At 38.2% G+C, this 21,922-nt stretch carries 19 protein-coding genes; 4 read left to right on the top strand and 15 right to left on the bottom strand.

Features of this window, described 5'->3' with window-relative positions; translation table 11 throughout:
• Positions 1–22: 22 nt before the first annotated feature.
• Both PPA04_RS05525 and PPA04_RS05520 read right to left on the bottom strand, forming a co-directional pair.
• Complete coding sequence (locus PPA04_RS05525) at positions 23–751, bottom strand: gamma-glutamyl-gamma-aminobutyrate hydrolase family protein (protein ID WP_057783985.1); 729 nt, start codon at positions 749–751, stop codon at positions 23–25.
• A 145-nt stretch (positions 752–896) separates the two neighbouring features.
• Entirely contained in the window at positions 897–1,772 is an 876-nt protein-coding gene (locus tag PPA04_RS05520; protein ID WP_057783987.1) for a DegV family protein, read from the bottom strand.
• Positions 1,773–2,013: 241 nt separating this feature from the next.
• On the opposite strand from PPA04_RS05520, the gene PPA04_RS05515 reads away from it, so the two are divergent.
• Complete coding sequence (locus PPA04_RS05515; protein WP_057783989.1) at positions 2,014–2,994, top strand: ROK family protein; 981 nt, start codon at positions 2,014–2,016, stop codon at positions 2,992–2,994.
• A 386-nt stretch (positions 2,995–3,380) separates the two neighbouring features.
• A complete protein-coding gene (locus PPA04_RS05510; RefSeq protein WP_057783991.1) occupies positions 3,381–3,824 on the top strand; it encodes a hypothetical protein in 444 nt (147 codons plus the stop codon).
• Between the two features lie 357 nt (positions 3,825–4,181).
• On the opposite strand, the gene PPA04_RS05505 is transcribed toward PPA04_RS05510, so the two are convergent.
• The 3 genes from PPA04_RS05505 to PPA04_RS05495 all read right to left on the bottom strand — a co-directional run bounded on the left by PPA04_RS05505 (position 4,182) and on the right by PPA04_RS05495 (position 7,242).
• The gene (locus PPA04_RS05505) at positions 4,182–4,709 is read right to left on the bottom strand and encodes a hypothetical protein (RefSeq protein ID WP_057783993.1); all 528 of its coding nucleotides are present in this window, start codon (positions 4,707–4,709) and stop codon (positions 4,182–4,184) included.
• Between the two features lie 94 nt (positions 4,710–4,803).
• Positions 4,804–6,465 carry a glycoside hydrolase family 13 protein gene (locus PPA04_RS05500; RefSeq protein WP_057783995.1) on the bottom strand — a complete coding sequence of 554 codons (1,662 nt, stop codon included), beginning with the start codon at positions 6,463–6,465 and terminating at the stop codon, positions 4,804–4,806.
• A 102-nt stretch (positions 6,466–6,567) separates the two neighbouring features.
• Positions 6,568–7,242 (bottom strand): CPBP family intramembrane glutamic endopeptidase, encoded by a 675-nt coding sequence (locus PPA04_RS05495; RefSeq protein ID WP_057783997.1) that lies wholly within the window; start codon positions 7,240–7,242, stop codon positions 6,568–6,570.
• 166 nt (positions 7,243–7,408) lie between these two features.
• On the opposite strand from PPA04_RS05495, the gene PPA04_RS05490 reads away from it, so the two are divergent.
• Complete coding sequence (locus PPA04_RS05490; RefSeq protein WP_057783999.1) at positions 7,409–8,416, top strand: aldose epimerase family protein; 1,008 nt, start codon at positions 7,409–7,411, stop codon at positions 8,414–8,416.
• 45 nt (positions 8,417–8,461) lie between these two features.
• Here the strand turns inward: PPA04_RS05490 and pgmB are convergent, their stop codons facing one another.
• The 10 genes from pgmB to PPA04_RS05440 all read right to left on the bottom strand — a co-directional run bounded on the left by pgmB (position 8,462) and on the right by PPA04_RS05440 (position 20,488).
• Positions 8,462–9,124 (bottom strand): beta-phosphoglucomutase, encoded by a 663-nt coding sequence (gene pgmB / locus PPA04_RS05485; protein WP_057784001.1) that lies wholly within the window; start codon positions 9,122–9,124, stop codon positions 8,462–8,464.
• 1 nt (position 9,125) lies between these two features.
• A complete protein-coding gene (locus tag PPA04_RS05480) occupies positions 9,126–11,387 on the bottom strand; it encodes a glycoside hydrolase family 65 protein (RefSeq protein ID WP_057784003.1) in 2,262 nt (753 codons plus the stop codon).
• 71 nt (positions 11,388–11,458) lie between these two features.
• Positions 11,459–12,562, bottom strand: coding sequence for an ABC transporter ATP-binding protein (locus PPA04_RS05475; RefSeq protein ID WP_057784005.1), 1,104 nt, complete (start codon positions 12,560–12,562; stop codon positions 11,459–11,461).
• 92 nt (positions 12,563–12,654) lie between these two features.
• Entirely contained in the window at positions 12,655–13,311 is a 657-nt protein-coding gene (locus tag PPA04_RS05470) for a hypothetical protein (protein ID WP_057784006.1), read from the bottom strand.
• A gap of 19 nt (positions 13,312–13,330) precedes the next feature.
• Positions 13,331–14,143, bottom strand: a complete 813-nt coding sequence (locus PPA04_RS05465; RefSeq protein WP_057784008.1) for a carbohydrate ABC transporter permease — start codon at positions 14,141–14,143, stop codon at positions 13,331–13,333.
• Positions 14,143–15,003 carry a carbohydrate ABC transporter permease gene (locus PPA04_RS05460; RefSeq protein ID WP_057784010.1) on the bottom strand — a complete coding sequence of 287 codons (861 nt, stop codon included), beginning with the start codon at positions 15,001–15,003 and terminating at the stop codon, positions 14,143–14,145. The genes PPA04_RS05465 and PPA04_RS05460 overlap by 1 nt, the downstream gene beginning before the upstream one ends.
• A 23-nt stretch (positions 15,004–15,026) precedes the next feature.
• Positions 15,027–16,319, bottom strand: coding sequence for an ABC transporter substrate-binding protein (locus PPA04_RS05455; RefSeq protein ID WP_057784012.1), 1,293 nt, complete (start codon positions 16,317–16,319; stop codon positions 15,027–15,029).
• A 143-nt stretch (positions 16,320–16,462) separates the two neighbouring features.
• Positions 16,463–17,761, bottom strand: a complete 1,299-nt coding sequence (locus PPA04_RS05450; RefSeq protein WP_057784014.1) for an alpha-amylase family glycosyl hydrolase — start codon at positions 17,759–17,761, stop codon at positions 16,463–16,465.
• 14 nt (positions 17,762–17,775) lie between these two features.
• Positions 17,776–19,437: a glycoside hydrolase family 13 protein gene (locus PPA04_RS05445; RefSeq protein ID WP_057784015.1), complete on the bottom strand. Its 1,662-nt coding sequence runs from the start codon at positions 19,435–19,437 to the stop codon at positions 17,776–17,778.
• A 91-nt stretch (positions 19,438–19,528) separates the two neighbouring features.
• Positions 19,529–20,488 carry a LacI family DNA-binding transcriptional regulator gene (locus tag PPA04_RS05440; protein ID WP_057784017.1) on the bottom strand — a complete coding sequence of 320 codons (960 nt, stop codon included), beginning with the start codon at positions 20,486–20,488 and terminating at the stop codon, positions 19,529–19,531.
• 218 nt (positions 20,489–20,706) lie between these two features.
• On the opposite strand from PPA04_RS05440, the gene PPA04_RS05435 reads away from it, so the two are divergent.
• Positions 20,707–21,900: an acetate/propionate family kinase gene (locus PPA04_RS05435; protein WP_057784020.1), complete on the top strand. Its 1,194-nt coding sequence runs from the start codon at positions 20,707–20,709 to the stop codon at positions 21,898–21,900.
• The last annotated feature ends 22 nt before the right edge of the window (positions 21,901–21,922 follow it).

Here is a 21,922-nt window from a genome sequence, read left to right as displayed (position 1 = left end):
GGTATCCTCACTTTCGCGTGCTTTAATTGTGTTGGCTACGTTTAACCAAATCTTTAAAAAACTCTAGTTGGTCTGGAAATTCTTGCCACATATTTTCGGGATGCCATTGAACTGCTACTATTTCACTATTTTGTGTAGACTCAACAGCTTCAATCACTCGATCATCACTTTGTGCAGAAACGGTTAATCCGACTGCAACTTTCCGCACAGCCTGATGATGCCGTGAATTTACATAACTGCGATCTGTTTTGAGAATTGATCGCACATAACTATGAGGTTCAATGACCACATGGTGCGTTGGAAATTCACCGGGTGCCGCCTGCGCATGTCGGATTCGACAACTTGGATCTTGCACACCTAAATCTTGGAAAACTGTGCCGCCCATGGCAATATTAATCACTTGAATTCCTCGACAGATTCCAAAAATCGGCTTTTTGGCAGCCATTGTTGCTTTGACAAGTGCAATTTCAAATGCATCACGCTTATAATAAGTTCGACCAATTTCAGGAATCGGCTCTTCACCAAAGAAGGTAGGATCCACATCTGGACCACCCGGAATTAACAAACCATCAAACGTGTTCACAAGTTCTTCCGATAACTCAGGAGCAGTATAAGGTAAAACGATCGGGAGGCCACCCGCTGCTAAAACTGCGTCTACTGCACCACGAGGAGCAAAGTCAGCCCGGCGTTCGTTAATAACTTCTGAATCAGCCACCCTCACATCTGCAGTAATTGCAATAACTGGTTTCATGTAACTAACACTTCTTTCTCATTTTTTAATTTAATTTTAACAATATACCATTTTTCTAGAAGTTTCTCAAGTTTAAATCAAAAAAGTAGCCTTAACTTCAATAAACTATTTTAAAATGTGTAGAAATAGGAGCCAAAGTTCTACTTTATTCGTCAATCTTAATTTTTTCCCAATCTTTACCCCAGATGACACCAACGATTTCTTCACCGGTGTGGGACATAATTACGGGCCCCAATTGATTACTCTCAAACTTAGCTGCTGGAAACTCTTGTTGAATGGTCTCTTCCCATTTGGCACTTAAATCATGGTCTACTCCGTAAATAATGGAAACACGATACTCATCTTCACCACGGTCCAAATCAGAATGTAGATTATCCAAAACTTTTTGAAGTGCACGTTTCCGTGTGCGTTCCTTACTTTGAATCACAATACGTCCCTTTTCATCCATATCTAAAATTGGCTTAATTCTTAACAAGTTTCCCATAATGGCCGAGCGGTTGGTGATCCGTCCTGAACGCATCAAAAAGCTTAAATTATCCACCATAAAATCAACCTTAGTTGTCTCACGAAGGTGTTTCAAATAAGGAATAATTTCCGTACCAGTTTTCCCCTCTCGACGTAATTTGGCAGCCAACAAGACCATGTTAGCTTCGCCTTGACTAGTCATACGCGAATCAAACGGGAGGACATTAATTTCCGTAATACCTTTTGCATATTCCGTTAGGTTTTCGATGAAACTTGTAATGCCACTAGATAGATGGATACAAATCACCTCATCGTAATTTTCGGCAATCAATTTATCGAAAACTTCTTGCATTTGTCCTAACGTGATTTGAGTTGTGGAGGGCATCAAACCGGAAGTCTGGAGCTTTTCATGGAACAACTGATCATCAATATCAATATTCTCCAAAAAAGTTTCTTGCCCAAAAATAACCGTGATTGGTACCACAATGATGTCATTTTCACGAACTTGTTGGTCAGAAAGGTAGGCAGAACTATCCGTTACAATTGCTGTTTTCATACATTTCTCCTCGTTGTTTGGATACCTTTTAGTATAAAGACTTACGTCAGAATAGCAAATCAAATCCATGGAATTAGGAAGTATTTTTCCTGACAAAATTTACATTATAAAAAAATTGGTCACTTCTGTAACAAATTATTGGGTTCATCTATTAGAAAATCACACTCTCAAAACTCGAATTGTGATATCGCTGTCAATTGCGCTATAATAGCTTTATTGAGTTAAGGAAGGGAAAAACGTAATGAATTACAATCCGGGAAAAGATTACCTAACTATCGATATTGGCGCAACATATACGAAATATGCGCTAATTGATCATAGTGGTAATTTAAAAGTTAAGTCCCAGTTTAGTACACCGCGCGATAGTGTGGATAGTTTTTTAAAAAAATTATATGGCGTAATTAACGAAGTCCTTCCACATATCAGGGGGATCGCTTTTAGTGTACCTGGCCGTATTGATCAAAAAGAACAAATTATTTATCACGGCGGCGCCCTCCCAATGTTACACGGCCTTAGTTTAAGTAAAATTATTAATCGCCGGTATGACTTGCCGGTGACCATGGAAAACAGTGGTAAAGCAGCCGCCCTAGCAGAACTCTGGCTAGGTAATTTAAAAGAAATCAAAAATGGTGCCGCAATTATCTTGGGAACCACTGTGGACGGTGGCATCATTCTAAATGGTCACCTTTGGTATGGATCTAATGCTCAGGGTGGTGACCTAAGTTTTATGCTCTCGCAAATTAACGGTGCAGCAGATGATGCTGATAATTTAATGTTTAATGCAGGTTCAGCAGTAAGAATGATTAATAATATTGCAACTGTATTGGACTTTACTGATCATAACGATGGGATGCGTGTTTTCAAAGCAATTGAAAATGGCGAACCCGCCGCACGAAAAATTTTCGACCAGTACTGCCGCAGAATTGCCTATATGATTATCAATACTCAAGCTGTCCTTGATTTAAGCAGATATGTCATTGGCGGTGGTATCAGTGCAGAAAGTATCCTCGTGCCGGAAATAAAACATCAATTACAATTACTTAGAGATGACAATACGTTACTGCGCAAAACTTTGTCTGTTCCAGAAATCTATTCGGCCTATTTTAAGAACGATGCAAGTTTGTATGGTGCACTTTACAATCTTCTTCTCCATTTAGACGATGAGCATCTCATCCCTGATTTTGAAAGTAAACCACAGGACGATCCTTCCCAATCCAATTAATACGGGTTCTCAATAAACTAAAAAGTGATTAAGTATGAAATGGCTTAGCTTCAAAAGCTCATAATTTCGTCTTAATCACTTTTTTAATCAAACTATTGGTTTTAACATATGTATGGTAAACTTGTGTACAAAATATGTTTAGTGATGTACTAGAAAATGTTATCAACCTTAACCTATCCATTTTACGGAGGAACACCTGCATGAAGAATCCCAATACAGTACCAGAACTGCTGCAAAGCTTTCAAACTAACTTTAAAAATTTTAAGATTTTCAAACATGCCCTATTTGTAAACTACGCATTGATTCCTCGAATAATCACTTAGCTTGGTTTAATAACCTATTTTGCCGGCGTTTTATCGTTCGGTCTCTTTGCGTTAAGTATCCATATGTCGATTATGCCGTTGTTCCACGTTTGGCTGTATCAGATTATCCCCATGCTTTTAATTCCTTTTTCTTTCACCCCTGGTTCAATTGTATATTGGTGTTTAACAGTCTGGGAACTAGCCACCATTTATGAAGTCATAGAAAAAATCATTCGGGAAGTCGGAATTCGAAACTTATTCCGGCAGGTTCAGAAAAATAGCCGTCTTTTACAAATCAGCTATGCCTATGAATTAAATCCCCACGAGAATCTTATCCTTAAACAAGATCCGAAAACCGGATCATGGACCGATACGCTTGCTGCCCTCCCTGTAGATGTTCAAAATCAGTGGGAACACATTTCCCACATTCAAGAAGGCAAATTTGGCTTCCAGCGGGCAACCAACTATAACGCCCATGCAATTCAAAATTTCTTAAAAAAAGATTTCCACATAAATTTACTTTTTTAGACGTACTGCCTTCTATTGGTGCATTACCGTTTTACTGGCAAACCACCGATACGCCCTCAGAAAAAAAATTGTTTTTTATTTCAAGAATAACGACCATAAGGCTAGCTATGTTCTTAACAATTTCACCCCTGACGGCCATAAAATACGAAAAACCTTAAAACAGATTTTAATTGAAAATTTATTAATTTTTATTTGGTGGTAATAAATAAGAAGAGGCCGAATATTATTTCTAAAATGTAAAAAAGGCAGTTAGATTTTTTCGCTTAGCTACGCCTAATGAACGATCCAAAGTATGGATCATTCGTTAGTCTAGGCTATGCTCAGAATCTAACCGTCCTTTTTTCTACTCTCTTTACTTTACTGCTCCGTTGCACTTTGTTGACTAATACTCAAGATTGCAATTCGAATTATAGCCAAATTGACATGTTTTTCCGTCGTTTCGTCAAGTTCCAGATAACGACTCACATATTTATCTAGCTCTTTATAGACATCACTTGCTTCTAATTCTTCATCCGAAGCATTTTGGTATTCATCAAGCATTTTTTTGATTTCATCTTTTTCAACCGCATCCGTAAAATCCGTGACAACACCAGCTCCATCGTACATTTCCACTAAACTTGTTTCTGGATTAATGTCTAGATCAAAATCAGACAATGGTGTTTCGATTAAGAAAAAGCCTAAATCGCTGTAATTATCGGTATGAATAACTGCTCCACCCTGCTCACCGCGATCAATAAAAACATAATAGTCATGTTGATCCTTACTTTTGACAAAATAATCGACCCCTGACATATTTGGCAAACTTTGAATGACACTATTTTCGTTAACCCGAATTGCGTTTCCTGTTTCATTGATTTTGGCTAATGTTGGATATTGGTAAAGCATACTAAACCTCCCACACTGATTATTCAGCGATTTTTGTTCATAAAATCCATTATACAACTATTCATCATAAATGCATATTACAAGTTTTAATCACTTACTGAATCAAGTACACTTTGCACTCATAAGGGCGTAAGGTCTCGTTTTGATCGTCAGCATAATTCCCCAAAAGCTTCAATTTATTACTTTGCTGGCTCAAATCATACCACCGCTGTACGGTTCTTTCTGTGAAATTACTAATAACTAATAGATCTTGTGTGTCTAAATGACGGGTATATGCCCAAATTTGGTCATCATCTGGATCTAACAACTGATAATCCCCATAAACAATTACATCATACTGTTTACGCAGTTGATTCATTCGCCGATAGAAATTAAAAACTGAATTCTCATCGTCAACTGCTTGTTTGGCATTAATTTCATCATAATTAGGATTAACCGCAAGCCATGGGGTTGCTTTACTGAACCCAGCATTCTTCGAAGTATTCCATTGCATTGGTGTACGTGCATTATCTCGTGACGAGTGTTTCAAATATTGTAACATCTGGTGGGAAGTCACCAACTTTTTTTGATCGACCAGTTCGTGATAGGCATTTAAACTCTCAATATCCTTATACTGTTCTAACAATTTGAAATTAGCATTGGTCATTCCTAACTCTTCGCCTTGATAAATATAGGGTGTGCCCTGCATAAAATGCAAGGTTGCTCCAAGCATCTTAGCCGAGACAACGCGAAATTTCTCTTGATCATTGCCAAAACGTGAAACTGCTCGTGGCTGATCATGATTATTCCAGTACAAAGCATTCCATGCCTTACCATTTAGATCTGTTTGCCACTTAGACATCACTTGCTTTAGGTCGGTCAACTTTACCCGATTAGTACTCCATTTGCCGATCAACGGATTCTCATTGCCATCAAGGCCCATATGTTCAAACTGAAAAACCATTTCTAGCTCATGGCTATCGAACCCTGTATATCGAATTGCATCTCGTGTAGAGGCATTTGGCGTTTCACCCACAGTCATCACGTCGTAGTATGACAAAACCTCTTGATTCATTTCTTTCAAATAATCGTGAACGTGCGGTCCATTGGCAGCCAAATTGGCTTGACCATCAACTTTAACATCAGGTAGACCCTCAGGTTTAGAAATCAAATTAATGACATCCATTCGGAATCCATCCACGCCTTTATCTAACCAAAAGCGCATAATATCAAACACAGAATGCCGTACATTAACATTATCCCAGTTAAGATCTGGTTGTTTTTTTGAAAACAGATGTAAATAATATTGACCTGTTTTTTCATCAAACTGCCAAGCTGAACCACCAAATGCACTTTGCCAGTTATTTGGTTCCTGATCATTTTTGGGATCACGCCAAATATAATAATCGCGATAATCATTCAAGCGATCTTTACGACTTTCCGCAAACCAATGATGCTCATCCGAAGTATGATTAACAACTAAATCCATCATTATCTTCAATTTTTTCTTGTGAGCTTGTTCTAACAGACGATCAAAGTCCGCCATGTTACCAAACTCTGACATAATTTTTTTATAGTCCGCAATGTCATAACCATTATCATCGTTAGGTGATTTATAAATTGGATTTAACCAAATGACATCTGCACCAAGTTTTTTAATGTAATCTAAATGTTCAATGACACCATTTAAATCCCCGATACCATCATTATTCGTGTCTTGAAAACTCCGCGGATAAACCTGATAGACAACTGCTTCTTGCCACCAATGTTTTTCCATAAACAAAACTCCCATCCAAAAATCTAAAATATCTTATATCTTCATTATGCCTTGTCACGGAATCAGTTTCAATTATCCCGATTATCATATCTAGTTTAATCGCTAAATTAGCGAAATCAGATTATTGAAAACATGCAGTCCAATATTGTAGCGAATATCTTTTGTATACGCATAAGTGAGTGCCAGCAACCACCCCATGAGAGCATAGACTAGCCAACCCAACAAAGAACTCACATCATGGACGGCTCCAAAAATGGCTCCACTTAAAAATACGCCAATAAGCTGCATTCTTTTGTCATTTGAATTAAAAAACCAATTAAAAAAGAATCCCCGAAATAAAATTTCTTCAATAATCGGAGCAAAGACAACGGCGTCCAAGCCCATCCACCAAGGAATGGCTTTTGCAAATGCAATAACCGTCTGTTGATTTTGTGAAGTTGGCAATAATTTCGCCTGATTCATCCAAATCTGCATTGCTAAAAATAAGATCCAAAGAATCACAATCATGATCATAAAAATAACAATTCGTTTCGTCGGTTTTGTTCGCCCAAAATGAGCCAAATTGTGCTTGCGCAACTGCGTCCTATACATTTGAATAAACAAGACTAACATAAATCCAGTTGTAATCAGGTACATGACAAACGCAACCAAGACAAAGGCCTGGTTGGTTGGCATTAAATAGGCCATCTGTAAGGGAATTGTTCCAATTTGATATACAAAGAACATTCCAATAAATTTTAGTATGTTAAAGAAAAGTTGTTGCCAGTCTATTTTCATTAGATTACCCCCGCTGTGTTTCCAATATGCTATTAGTTTAGGCGTTACCTTTCGTAAACGCAACTTAAAGTTAGTTTCCTTAACTTCAAATATAATTGTCGCCATTCTTTCTTATTGAAAACGTTTGCGGTATGCTTAACTTAAGTAATCGAATGGAGGATTCAATATGGATATTTCTAAACAAATTCACAATCAATCAACATGGTTCACTTTAACCAACGACCAGAATGTTTCGGTCATTATTAGTGATTTTGGTGCAACTGTCGTGGCAATTAATACCCCCGATAAAGATGGCAACGTCGCCAATATCACGTTGGGTTTTATGCATTCCCATGATTATGCCCAGCATCATGACTTTTTCGGTGCCACTGTGGCTCGGGTCGCGGGACGCTTAAGCGGTGCACAATGGAACGGTCACGCTCTTGATCAAAACAGTGGTCCGAACCATATTCATGGTGGCGATCATCCGTCCATAAGCTATTCACATTGGAACTTAATTAAGCTAATTAAAACGAACAATCAAATTGGCGTCGTTCTACAATACATTAGTATTGCAGGGGAAAACGGTTATCCGGGACGGCTTTCAATTTCGGCAATGTTTGTCCTTGACCAAAATAATAAATTTACGGTCACTTACTTTGGCAATACGTCTGAACCAACTTTGTTTAACCCAACTACTCACATTTACTTCAACTTATCTGGAAATGTGCAAAAAATCATTAATGATCATGAGTTGCAGATCAACGCAGATACGATCGCTGAAACAGATGCTTCCAATATGCCAACAGGTAACTTATTATCGGTAGCTAAAACGCCATTTGATTTTCGCCAACCCACAAATTTAGGTGACGCTCTGGCAAAACTACCTAACGGGCTAGATACGCCCTTCAAAATTAACACACAAACATCCACAGACCCACAACTAATCTTGCAGGATCCATCGTCCGGAAGAAAACTAGCGATCCACACCAACTCTAATTCGTTTGTATTATTTTCCACTACAGGGTTTGAAGGAGATTTCTTGGTTGATGGCACACGTCATATGACTTCTCAACTGGGTCTTGCCATTGAACCGCAAATGTTGCCAGATGCCCCTAATCATTCAGGCTTTGGAAACATTATCATCACACCCGGAAATCCGTTAATTTATCAAAATTCCTATACATTTAATTAACCAAAAAAAAATCCGTTAAAAGTTAACGGATTTTTTAATACCAAATTATTTTTTACCAAAGGCTTGTTCTAAAATTGAATAGGTCAACTCACCAGTATTGGCAACCACGGTATCAGCTTCGTTTAAATCAGTAGAACTACCAACACCCACGGCAATGGCTCCTGCAGCTTTAATAGCCTCAACGCCGGCTTTTGCGTCTTCAATACCTACACATTGACTTGGTTCAACGGCGATCTTTCTAGCAGCTTCAAGGAAGATATCAGGCGCCGGTTTCCCATGTGCCACTTTGGCAGGATCCGCAATCGCATCAAACTGATCCTTTAATCCCAGTTTTTCCAAGATAAACGGTGCATTCTTACTTGCTGAAGCCACAGAGAGTTTAATCTTATTTGCAGCCAACTGATCCAGCAAATTCTCAATTCCAGGCAAAATATCCTTTTGTGTCAATTTACTGATTTCATTTAAGTACAACTCATTTTTGAACTGAGCCATCGTGTTGACTTCTTCAGCAGAATATTTTGTTTCAAGCCCCGCGAACTTTAAAATTCGATTCATAGAATCAATCCGACTAATCCCTTTCAAATCACTTTCAAAACTAGCAGGTAACGTGACGGCTAACTTTTCTTGAGCCAACCTACTCCAAGCTTTAAAATGAAACTTTGCAGTATCAGTAATGACACCATCAAGATCAAATAAAACACCTTGCACGTTAGTCGCCTCCTTTAAGTTTTAAGGGTTGTTGATTTAGTTCAACAGTTAGTGGATCGCCTTTTAATAAACTAATTTGCGTCCCATCTTTATCAACCTGAACCTTAATTAAACGTCCGCGGAAATTAATGCGGAATTGATACGAAGTCCATTTCTTTGGTACAAACGGTTTGAACGATAATTTATTATTCGTGACTCGCATTCCTGCAAATCCCTGGACAATTGCTAACCAACTTCCGGTCATCGACGTAATATGTAGCCCATCGACTGTATCGTTATTATAGTTATCCAAATCTAGTCGTGCAGTCCGCTCATACATTTCAACGGCCTTATCTTCATAGTGTAAATCTGCCGCTAAAATAGCATGCACTGAAGCAGAGAGACTGGATTCATGAACCGTCAGTGGCTCGTAAAAATCAAAATTACGTTTTTTGACATCTTCTGGGAATCGGTCAATGAAGTACCAAATTCCCTGCAAAACATCGGCTTGTTTAATGTACGGAGATCGTAAAATTTTATCCCATGACCAATGTTGATTAATTGGCAACTGATCCTTTGGAATTGAAGTTACAGGTTTCAAGTCCTTATCTAAGAAGCAGTCGTTTTGAACGAAAATACCAAGTTGCTTATCTTCTGGTAAATACATCTTATCAATAATTTCTTGCCAGTGATGTTTCTCTTCTGCGCTCACATCTAGCTCGTTTAACTTCTCTGAACTTACCTTTTTTAAACTTTCGAGTGTATATTTTAATGTCCATTGCGCCAACATATTGGTGTACCAGTTATTATTTACGTTATTTTCGTATTCGTTTGGGCCGGTGACCCCGTGGATCATGTAGACGCCCTTACGTTTAGACCAGTGCACGCGATCTGCCCAAAAACGAGAGATGGCAGTTAATACATCAATCCCCTTTGTCTTCAGATAGGTCTCATCACCGGTATAGCGGGTATAATTGTAAATTGCATAAGCAATCGTGCCGTTTCGATGAATTTCTTCAAATGTAATTTCCCATTCGTTGTGATTTTCAATACCATTGAAGGTCACCATTGGATACAAAGCACCTTTGAGCCCCTGTTCACGAGCATTATGAAACGCGCCTGCCAATTGGTTGTGACGATACTCCAATAGATTTTCTGAAACCTTTTTATCCGCTAACGATAGATACAGTGGAATCGCAAAGCCTTCTGTATCCCAATAGGTAGCACCCCCATATTTCTCACCAGTGAACCCTTTTGGTCCAATATTTAACCGTTTGTCTTCCCCATAGAAAGTTGAAAACAGTTGAAAAAGATTAAATCGGATGCCTTGTTGGGCCGCATCGTCACCAGAAACTTGAACATCAGCTTTTTCCCAACGTTGTGCCCAACCGTTCGTTTGATCATCGACCAGTTTTTGATGATTACTTGCGCCCAGTTTTTGACTTAAGTTCTGCATTGCAGCTTTAAGAGTCGCATCATCGTCATAGTCGCGGGAGGTAACCACGATCACACGTTTTTCGAAATTCGTCGTTTGCTGAGCATCAAGTGATCCACTGAACGTATTGGCCACCTTTTGATCATCAACAGCTTCTTCAATCGCCTTAAGTTCAGACTTGTGTGTCATCTCCATACCAACCGTAAATTGTGGCGTACCATAATTATTGGGTTTGGTTTCTGCAATCAAATAACCACTATCCGGAGTTTGATCTTTGGTCTTCACATTCCAAAATTTTTCATCGTAATTAGAATCTTCATTAAAAACATCCGCATTAATTTCGGAAACTATTTTTACCGAAACCGATTGATCGCCTAAATTCTCAATTTGATAATCTACATCAAACAATTCTTTTTCGGCAACGCTTACAAAGCGTCGAATAGTAAACCGTACCTCAGCACCTTTTTCGACCACTGTAAATTTACGGGTTAAGATGCCGTTTTTCATATTTAATGATAATTCAAAATCTTTAATTGGCGTTTTAGCTAAATCCATTTTTTCTTCGTTTAACCAAACATTGACCTTATCGAAATTAACTGCATTAATCACTTTGCCAAAGTACTTGGGGTAGCCATTTTTCCACCAGCCAACAACAGTTTTATCTGGGAACCAGACGCCCCCAATATATATTCCAGAATAGGTATCTGCAGAATAGTCTTCTTCAAACATCCCACGCATGCCCATATAGCCATTACCAATGCTGGTCATGGACTCCTGAAGTCGTTTGTTTTCTTTGTCTAGCTTATGAGTCACAATTTTCCACGGATCGATTTCAAAAGTTCGTAGCATGATTTAATCTCCTCCTCTATAAAAAAAGGAATCAGGCAAGACTTACGCCCAATCCCTTTTTATAATTCAACCTAAATGATCGTTTCTTCAGTTTCATCATCAAAATAATGAGCTTTTGACATTTCAAATGCCATTTTTAAAGTATCACCCGGCTCGTGGTAATCCCGCGAATTTACTTTGGCAATGAAATCAGTTGTCCCTGTACGTGAATACAGCATGGATTCGGAACCCATCAACTCTGAAACTTCAACAGTTGCATTGATAATTGCATCTGGGAATGTTTGCAAAGCAACCTCTTCTACATGGATATCCTCTGGACGAATCCCCAGCGTTAAGTTCTTACCAACATACCCTTTACTTTGCAATACCTTGAGTTGACCCTCAGGAATGGCAACTTTAAGGCCGTCCTCACCAACTGCAAATCCATCTTCAATTTTGACCTTGAAAAAGTTCATCGCTGGCGAACCCATAAACCCGGCAACAAATTTATTGATTGGTTCGTTATACAATTGCGCAGGTGTCCCAACTTGTTGAATACGGCCCTCATTCATAATAACAATTCGGTCTGCCATCGTCATCGCTTCAACTTGATCATGAGTTACATAAATAAAGTTTCTTCCGAGTCGTTGATGTAACTGAGCAATCTCTGTTCTCATTTGGACTCGGAGTTTAGCATCCAAGTTTGAAAGAGGTTCGTCAAGCAAAAACAGTTTGGCATCTCGAACAATCGCACGCCCTAAAGCGACACGCTGACGTTGTCCTCCTGAAAGAGCAGCTGGCTTTCTTTTAAGATACTCTGTTAAGCCGAGAATCTTTGCCGCATCTTCAACCCGTTTCTTGGTATCGGCTTTATCATTCTTACGAATATTTAACCCAAAGGCCATGTTTTCAAAGACTGACATATGTGGATAAAGCGCGTAGTTTTGGAAAACCATGGCAATGTCTCGATCCTTCGGTGCGACTTTATTCATGACTTTGCCGTCCATCTTAAAATCGCCTTTAGTAATATCTTCCAAACCTGCTATCATACGTAATGTGGTTGATTTACCACACCCGGAAGGCCCAACGAAGACTATAAATTCACCTTCGTTTATAGCTAAATTAATGTCGCTAGCTGAATAGTCAGTATTGCCTTGATAGCGTTTATAAATGTGATCTAAATTAATTTGTACCATTCTGAAACGCCCCTCATTTTAATTTTTTGACTTTCAGTAATCATAGGTAATCCTATGAACCAATCTAGATGTGGTAACTTCACATCCCAAAGTCAATCATTCTTTTCCACTCTTCCGCCAAATAATCGATAAGTGAAATACACCGAAAGAGAAATACTGCAAATTACAATCAAAAATGCTAATTGTAAAACTAAATTTAATATTAATAATGCTATGAAAATCGCTGTTGCACCCAAGATTTTAACAGGATGATCCAGACAAAGTTCTATAAAGCTTTCGTCAGAATTCGTTCCAATTTGGAAACTTTCTGTAATCAACAACGCGATTACGATCACTGTCGTTGTTAAAACAAACATATGTGGAAATACAAATCCGAAAAATGTCTTATTTAATAGAATCAACACACCAAACATAAATGCAAATCCTACATTGAGTTTGAAATTTTTCAGCATCTGAATCCAATTTGCAAATTGCTTTTTGAAATAAGAAGCATTCCCATTAATTTGCCAATCTTGAACTGTTTTAAAGCTTGCCATTAAACTTGGGATGGTAAAAATCGCCAACATAAACGTCAAAATCAAATTAATCATAACGAAATTTACGCTTAAATTAATACTTCCCAATATGATTGCCGTCAGAATAACGGAAAAATTAATTAAAAACCAAGCAAAGTTAATGGTAAAAATTGACCAGGCCCAGTTGCCCGCTGTCAGTAACTTTTGACCACCTTTAGTTTTTAGGTTAATCATCCTTATCCCAACTCCTTACTTATTTAACCGCACCATCAGTAACTCCTTTAATAATCCATTTCTGTGCTGCGAGATAGAAGAGAATTACAGGAATAATTGAAAGAGTGATTCCGGCAAGCGCCAAATGCCATTGTTTTGTATATTCTCCGAAGAAATTAAACATCTGCAACGGGATTGTGTACTGTGCCTGTGGTAATACTAATGAAGGTAATAGATAATCGTTCCAGATCGCAATAATATTCAAAATTGCAACCGTCACAGTCATCGGACTCAACATTGGAAAAATCACTTTATAAAAGATTTGCCATCTGCTGGCACCTTCCATCTCAGCAGCCTCATCCATTGCAAATGGAATACTTGAAAGGGTTCCTTGATAAAGGAAAATTGACAAACTGCAATCAAACCCTAAATACATGAACATGAGTCCCCACATATTCAATGCGTGTACGCTACCAAAGTTGGCAGTCAGCGGAATCATAACTGATTGAAATGGAATCAACATTGATGAAATAAATAGTAATAGTAATGCACCACTCAATTTACTATGGTTACGCTGTAAAGCATATGCTGCCATTGATGAACAAAGAATAATTAACAATACACCGCAAACCGTAATGATTAGTGAATTCGTCAATGAACCAATAAAATGTAAAGCTTTAAAAGAATTTACATAATTTCTTCCAGTAGATGGATGTGGTAATGCTAAAACTGAAGCAAAGATTCCTTTTGGTGTTTTAAAAGAGTTCGTAACAATCATGTAAAATGGAAACAACCATAATAGTCCGACTAAAGCTCCTAAAACAGCAATCAAATGTGTGCTTTTCTTACTCATTACAAATCCACCTCCCGCTTACGATTATAGAAGACTTGAATTAACGAAATTGCCGCAACGATGATAAAGAACACAATTGCTTTTGCTTCAGCTAACGAAAAGTTGCTGGCATTATAAGCTGTATTAACAATATCCATTGCTAACATTTGAGTCGAGTTGTATGGTCCCCCACCAGTTAATGAAAGGTTTTGATCATAAATCTTAAAACCATTCGAAAGTGTCAAGAACATGCAAACTGTAAATGCAGGTGCAATCATTGGAAAAGTGATTTTGGTAAATCTTTGCCAAGCGGAAGCACCGTCAATCTCAGCCGCTTCAATAATCTCTTGAGAAATATTCTGTAAATAAGCAATATAGATGATCATAATATAACCACTCATTTGCCAAACTGTCACAATAACTAATCCCCAAAATCCAGTGTTCTCGGTTGTTAACCAGTTTTCCAGCCAACCGGCATGAAGCGCGCTTCCCAAAGCACTGAACCCCTGCGTGAAAATGAACTGCCAGATAAATCCTAAAATTAATCCACCGATCATATTTGGCATAAAGAACACAGTTCTCAAAAAGTTACTTCCCTTAAACTTCTGTGTAACCAAAAGTGCTAAGCCTAACCCGATTACGTTAAGTGCAATGACGGTAACGATTACAAACGCAACTGTAAACCAAAAGGCGTTAACAAACGCCTTATCGTGAAGCAACGTAATGTAATTTTGAAATCCCACCATTTTGGTAAATGACAATCCATCCCAATCAGTAAAGGAATAAAACAGTCCTTCTAGCATCGGAATAAAGACAACCAAGGCTAACGCAACGAGGGTTGGCGTTAAAAACAGCCAAAATGAAAGACTACGATTTTTCATGTTACATTACCCTCTTTTATTTATTAGTTCGAACTTGCCTGTTGTTTCTTCCAACCATCTTTCATGTTCTTTACAGTTGCAGCCCAGCCTTGTTTACCTGAGAGATACTTCTGTAAGTTTGGTTGTGCAACATTTGGATCCCATGGAGTACCTGTGTATCCAGGGAATGCCCAGCCAATGGTCTTGTTTTCATTTGAGTACTTGAACACTGTTTGTGTTAAAGCATCTTCCATCTTGAAATTACTGTAACCTTTATAAGCTGGTACGAAATGCAAAGTGTTTACAACATCTTTCTTACCTGCTTTAGAAGTATACAACCAATCCAAGAAGTTCTTTGCTGCCGTTTGTTCAGCAGATGATTTTTGCTTATTAACAGCCCAGTATAGTGATGTTCCAACTGGTAACTTGCCTTCTTCACCCTTAACAGGAATTGGAATCATACCAACATTGTTTTTAGCAAATTTCTTATCAATTTGTTCAACTGTTGGATAAATCCAGTCACCTTGTTGAATCATAGCTGTCTTACCTTGTGAGAAGTACTGGTTAACTTGTGCTGAATAATCCATTTGCATTACTGGTTTGATAGAGTATGTACTCTGCAAATCAAGCATTTGTTTCATATCGGCATTCTTCGTAAATGGCATTGTCTTTGAATTATATAATTTCAAAGCATTTCCTTTGAAATCTTGACCGATGTATAAGTTAGCTAAATGATCTGACATGATCCAAGCTTCTTTACCTGGTAAAGCAAAGACACCTTTGATACCTAATTTTGTTTTCATAGAATCAATTTTCTTAACAGCCGCTTGTAATTTTGCATAAGTTGTTAAACTGGTTGCATCAATTCCTGCTTCTCTAAAGACTTTCTTATTATAAACAAATCCATATCCTTCAACGTTAAATGGTAAACCAACTGTTTTGCCATCTGTCTTTACAGCATCCAAAGTTCCTGGTTGTGCAGCCTTTGCAGCCTTCGTATTCGATAAGTCAGCTTCATGTGACTTAAATTGCTTAACATCTGCAGGACCAGCTAAACTAAAGATGGTTGGTGCATTACCAGATGAAATACGAGTTTTCAAAACGGGATCATATTGAGTACCACCACCAATTGAGGTAACCTCAATTTTTACATTAGGATGAGATTTTTCATATTGAGCAGCAATTTGTTTGAACTGCTTATTATTTTCAACCTTTCCTTGTAAAATTGTGATCTTAACATTCTTTTTTGCGGAACTACTTCCACAAGCAGCTAATGTTAGTGCTGCACCGGCTACCATCGTAACCGTCGCGAGATGTTTCCAAAACTTATGACTCATGATAAGAACCTCCCTGTAAAATTTTTTAACTTGTTCTTACAACACATATTGTACGCAGCTCAATTAATGTTATGCAAGCGTTTTCCAGCTGTTAACGGTAACAGCTTTTTTCTAATAATTCAGGAACTAACACATAAAATTGGCTATTTTCTTATTATTTCGCCTGTTTCGATAACCATCGGATCTCCTGTAACTCGAATAACACCATTTCTCACAATTACTGTTGATCCATCAAATAGATTAGCATAGTATCCATCTTCAAGGGTTGTTTTAACGCGACCACTGTTACTTCTTAAACTAAATAGTCCCAGTCTCTGCTTTTTGTGAGTCTCAAAGACAACTTTTACAATATCATTCCCAGAATCTACTAAGTGATAACTCCCCTTAACTTGAATTGTATCTTGACTTAGCTCATGCATACGCTTTATCACAGGTGATAAGTCTATGGAACTTTTCCAATCTAGTTTATCTGAATCAAACAATGTTGGTGTATGTGAAATACCGACTTCTTGTCCGGCATACACTAAAGTGGCTCCCTTCTGAAACTCAGAAAATGCCGTCCAATTGATCAAATCATTCAAATTGGGAAAAAGCTCATGAGCTCGTTCATGGTCATGATTTTCTAAATATCGCATTTTAATATAATTTGCGGGAAATGTAAGGTCTTGCCGATTCAACACCTTCACATAATCAGCCAGTGAAGACTTTCCGTATACATAGTCATGCCAATCCTGATCAATGTCATAATCGTATGCGAGGTCAAATGCACGATAAATCTCACCATCTGACGAAATCCAATATCCTTTACTCCGAATCTCTCGGATGTAGTCGCCACCCGTCGATTCAGCAAGCCAAACCATATCTGGTTTAACCTGTGCAACCTCTTTACGAGCCGCTAACCAAAATGGCAACGGGACTTGGGGAGCAACGTCACAACGAAATCCATCAACAACTTTCGCATACTCTTTTAAAGTTTCAATTTGGTAATCCCACAACCCGTGATTTGTATAGTCCAACTCTGCAACGTCAGACCATTCTGGATTTTTATTAAACAGTTTTCCCTGTTTATCATGCAAGAAATATTCTGGATGCGCTTTTAACAATACTGAATCTCGCGAAGTGTGATTATACACAATATCAATCATTAACTTCATTCCCAATCCATGAATCTTATCTGCCAAATGAACAAAATCGGCCCAAGTTCCTTGGGCGGGATCAATTTTGCGATAATCCTTAATTGAATAAGGTGATCCTAACTTGCCTTTTCGGTCCACTTTACCTACTGGATTTATGGGTAGCAGCCAAATAAAATCAGTCCCCAGCGCCTTGATTCTGGGCAAATCTGGCTCTAACGCCTTCAAGGTTCCTTCCTTCGTGTGATTTCTCACAAACACACTATAAATTTGTAACTTCCGTAAATCCGTACTTGTATCATCTGCCATCTTTTTTATCTCCCTTATTTTTCTTCAATCACAATACTTCCAGCTGGTTCCATTGTCACCACATTATCAACGAGTGAACTAGCCTTATTGGATAACAGCGTATGAACGACCTTCAAAGTTGGCACATGATATTTGAGCACCTTGTCAGCAAAATTCACAATCACAAATGCTTTTTTACCGTTCAATTCACGTTCAAACGCATAAATTTTAGAATTTGTTTCAAGTAACAGATAACTTCCTTGTGAAAACAACGGTTGTGCCTTAACTTTTAAAACTGCTCGATAGAAAGCAAACAAGCCGTCATCATTTTCTACAGCCGTATCTGCTGCAGCTTCATTATGATCTGCCCAGTTCCAAGGATGATGATTTGAAAAGCCAACGTACTTACCTGCATTCCATTGAAACGGACCCCGTGCTGTCATTTCATCCTGTTGATTGAGGAGCTCAAGAATCTTTTCATCCTTATATCCTTGATTTTGCATAAACTGAATTAAATCTAGGGCCCGTTGATCACGGAAATCACGGAGCTTTTTATACTTCAGATTACGCATCCCAATTTCTTCACCGTAATAGATAATGGGGATTCCCCGCTGCAAATACATACATACTGCCAAAGCTTTCGGCAAGTCAGAATCTTTAGGGTCAATATGCAATCGATCTAAAACTCGGCTAATGTCATGATTTCCCCAAGTTAAAGCTGGTAAACTAATATTTTCTAAAACGGCTTCCCAAATTGAAAAAGTTTCTTTTAGTCGTTTGAGACTCAATTGGCGCGGTTGGAAAAACATAGGAATTTTGGGATCTTTCAATGGATATTCCTCACCATAGTTGTCAGAAGTCACCACCATATCACAACCAAAATTATCAGGACGCGTATACTCAGCAGCTTGATAGGCATCTGCTGAAGAAGCTTCACCAAGGAAAAAAACATCATTTTTGTACGTTTTGACAAGCTTGATGAAATTCTCTAAATAAAGTTTTACCTCTGGCAAATTGGCATAAAATGAGGAGTCCACCGGGTAATCCTCTGTTTGGTTTAAAATATTTTGTCCAAAATTAGCTTTGGCAATGTGAATAAATGCATCTAATCGGAACCCGTCTACTCCTTTATCAATCCAAAACTTGGCAATATCAGCCATCGATTTGCGCACTTCTGGATTTTTCCAATTCAGATCTGGCATTCGTTTATCAAAAATGTGGCAATAATATTCGGAACCGCCATTTGGGTCCGGTTCCCAAACACTGCCACCAAAAAAGGATCCCCAGTTGTTTGGCCGTTTATCTTGATTTTCAGCCCAAATATAATATCCGCGAAAAATACTATTTTTATTTTTGACCGCATCTTGAAACCAAGGATGTTGATCCGAGGTGTCGTTAATCGGCAAATCCAATATTAAATGCATTTTTCGTTTGTGAATTTCTTTAACCATTGTTTGAAAATCATCCATGTTTCCAAGCAATGGATCAATCGCAAAATAATTAGAAACATCATACCCATTGTCGATTTGTGGCGAAACAAAAATTGGATTTAACCAAATTGTATTTGCCCCTAACTGTTGGACATAGTCTAATTTCTCCGTTATTCCAGGTAAATCACCAACCCCATCATTATTAGAATCCTTGAAACTCTTAGGATATATTTGATAAATTACTGATTCTTGATACCACTCATCCATTGCAACCGCCCCTCTTTGAAAACCTTTTCATTGAAAGCATAAAAAATAAGCCCTCTAATTGCAAGGCTTATCGTGCATGTTACCGGTAACATTATTTAACATTGACGCGAATGGTGCCACCCACACTAATTTTAGGTTCAAACATTAAAGAACCTGAGGTTTGAATGTGATTCACAATTTTATCTAAAAGTTTGTCACCACAGGCCATTCCCATTTCTACTATAGCCTGTTTGACTGTCGTAATTTGTGGAAACGCGACCTGATTTAAAAATACGCCATCAAAACCAGTCACCCCATAATCTTTGGGGATTAAGCCGCCACAACTTTCAATCCCCCGCTCTGCTCCCAAAGCAAGCCTATCTGAAGCACAGATAAAACAAGTATTGGGTTCGAATTTATCCCAGTTATCAATCACAAACTGTTGGGAAAGATGACTATGATTATCAAAACGGTGAATTTCAGAAACCATCTGATTTTCCTGTAAAAGTTGTAAATAGCCAGCCTCACGAGAATATTCAAATGACTCTCGGCTGTCCATGCCAATAAAAATCAGCCGTTCATAACCTCGTTTTAAAGCCAAATTAGAGATCATAAACGTTCCGGCCTTATTGTTTGTATCCACATAGTCAAATCCAAATCGATTTTCGCCAAAAATAACCAATGGCTTTTTCAACTCGCCGATCCAATCAAAATCCTTTTTGCGCATTCCCGTGATCACGTACCCATCACAATTACCAATATCAAAATTTCGTCTAGTCACTAATTGCAACGAGTACTGTTGCGCATCGAGCGAGCGGGCAATTCCAATCATTAAGTTCATATAATAAGGTTCTGTTGTATCAATATCTTCAAGGACGCAAAATTTAATAATTCGAGTACTATTATTCACCAGCGCTTTTGCCGCAACATTTGGATGATAGTCTACTTCGCGCATTGCCTGATAAACTAATTGTTTTAAATCATCCGTCACTTTATCTGGATGATTAATAACTCTCGAAACGGTCATTTTCGAGACATTTGCAAGTTTAGCGACGTCATTTAAAGTTGCCATTTAGCATTCCCCCTCCACTGATTTTAATAGTCAACACTTTTATTATACCAAGTAAGACCTTTCGAAACCCAGTTATTTTTCTAAAAGCCCTTTCATTTATTTTCTTTCCTATTAATTCTATTTATCAGACTCGAAACTGTGCTACACTTTTTACTGAAGTTATAATAATCAATTTGGATCAAATTTTAAGATGAAATATAAATAGGAGTGTGCGTATTTTGAAAAAAATATTAGTTCTCAATGCCGGTAGCTCTTCACTAAAATGGCAGCTTTTCGGACTTGATGACCTTTCTCTCATTAACAAGGGCGTTATGGAACGAATGAAAACCCCTGAAGCAATCTTCACCATTGTTCGAAACGGCGAAAAGTTTACCGAACAAATTGCTAATTTAACTTATCAGCAAGGTGTGGAATTACTTTTTGATCAACTGAAGCATCTGCATTTAATTCAGGATGTGGCGGAAATTGCCGCTGTGGGTCATCGTGTAGTTGCCGGTGCCACCACTTTTAAACAACCTACTCAAATCACTGAAAAAAATTTAAGCGAGTTAAAATCCTTAAATAAATACGCACCATTGCACAATCCAGTTCAAGTGGAATGTATCGAAACCCTTATGAAGGTTTTGCCAAAATCCACGCCCGAAATTGCTGTTTTTGATAGCAAATTCTATCTAGACATGCCTGAGCAAAACGCCTTGTATGCTATCCCTTACGATTATTCCAAACAGTACCAAATTCGTAAGTACGGTGAACATGGGATTAGCCATGAATATATTTTGCACAAAACAGCAAACTTTCTTAAAAAAGACTATCATGACATCAAACTTGTCACTTTACACCTTGGTGGCGGTGCATCCATAACTGCAAGTGAAAATGGTAAACCTTATGATACTTCTATGGGCTTTACACCTCTTGAAGGCCTGCCAATGGGAACCCGGTCTGGTTCCGTTGATCCGGCCGTTGTCCCATTCCTGATGGACGAATTACATGTAGATGCTAACAAAATTATTGATATTCTCAACGAAAAATCAGGTTTACTTGGCGTTTCTGGCATTTCAGCTGACATGCGTGACATTGTGTCTAATGCCCCTACAAACCAGCGAGCTAAATTAGTGTATGATATGTTTATCAACTCTGCTGTGAAGTATATTGGCGGCTATTTCACCGAACTAGGTGGCTTGGATGTCATCACATTCACCGCTGGTATTGGTGAGCATCAAGCCTCCTTACGAACAGACATCATTGATCGACTTGCTGTATTAGGTATTAAACTCGACGAAGATAGCAACAATAATGGAAACGGACCACGGGTAATTAGTGCCAAAGACTCAACCGTCAAGGTTTTGATGATTCCCACTAATGAAGAGTTAGCAATTGCTAAATCTGTAAAACGAATAATTACTAAAGATTAATAGACAGAGGGCGGGCAAAAAC

Origin of the sequence: Pediococcus parvulus (assembly GCF_007990205.1) — a bacterium.
GTDB classification, from domain to species: domain Bacteria; phylum Bacillota; class Bacilli; order Lactobacillales; family Lactobacillaceae; genus Pediococcus; species Pediococcus parvulus.
This window is presented reverse-complemented; position numbering and strand designations above follow the sequence as displayed.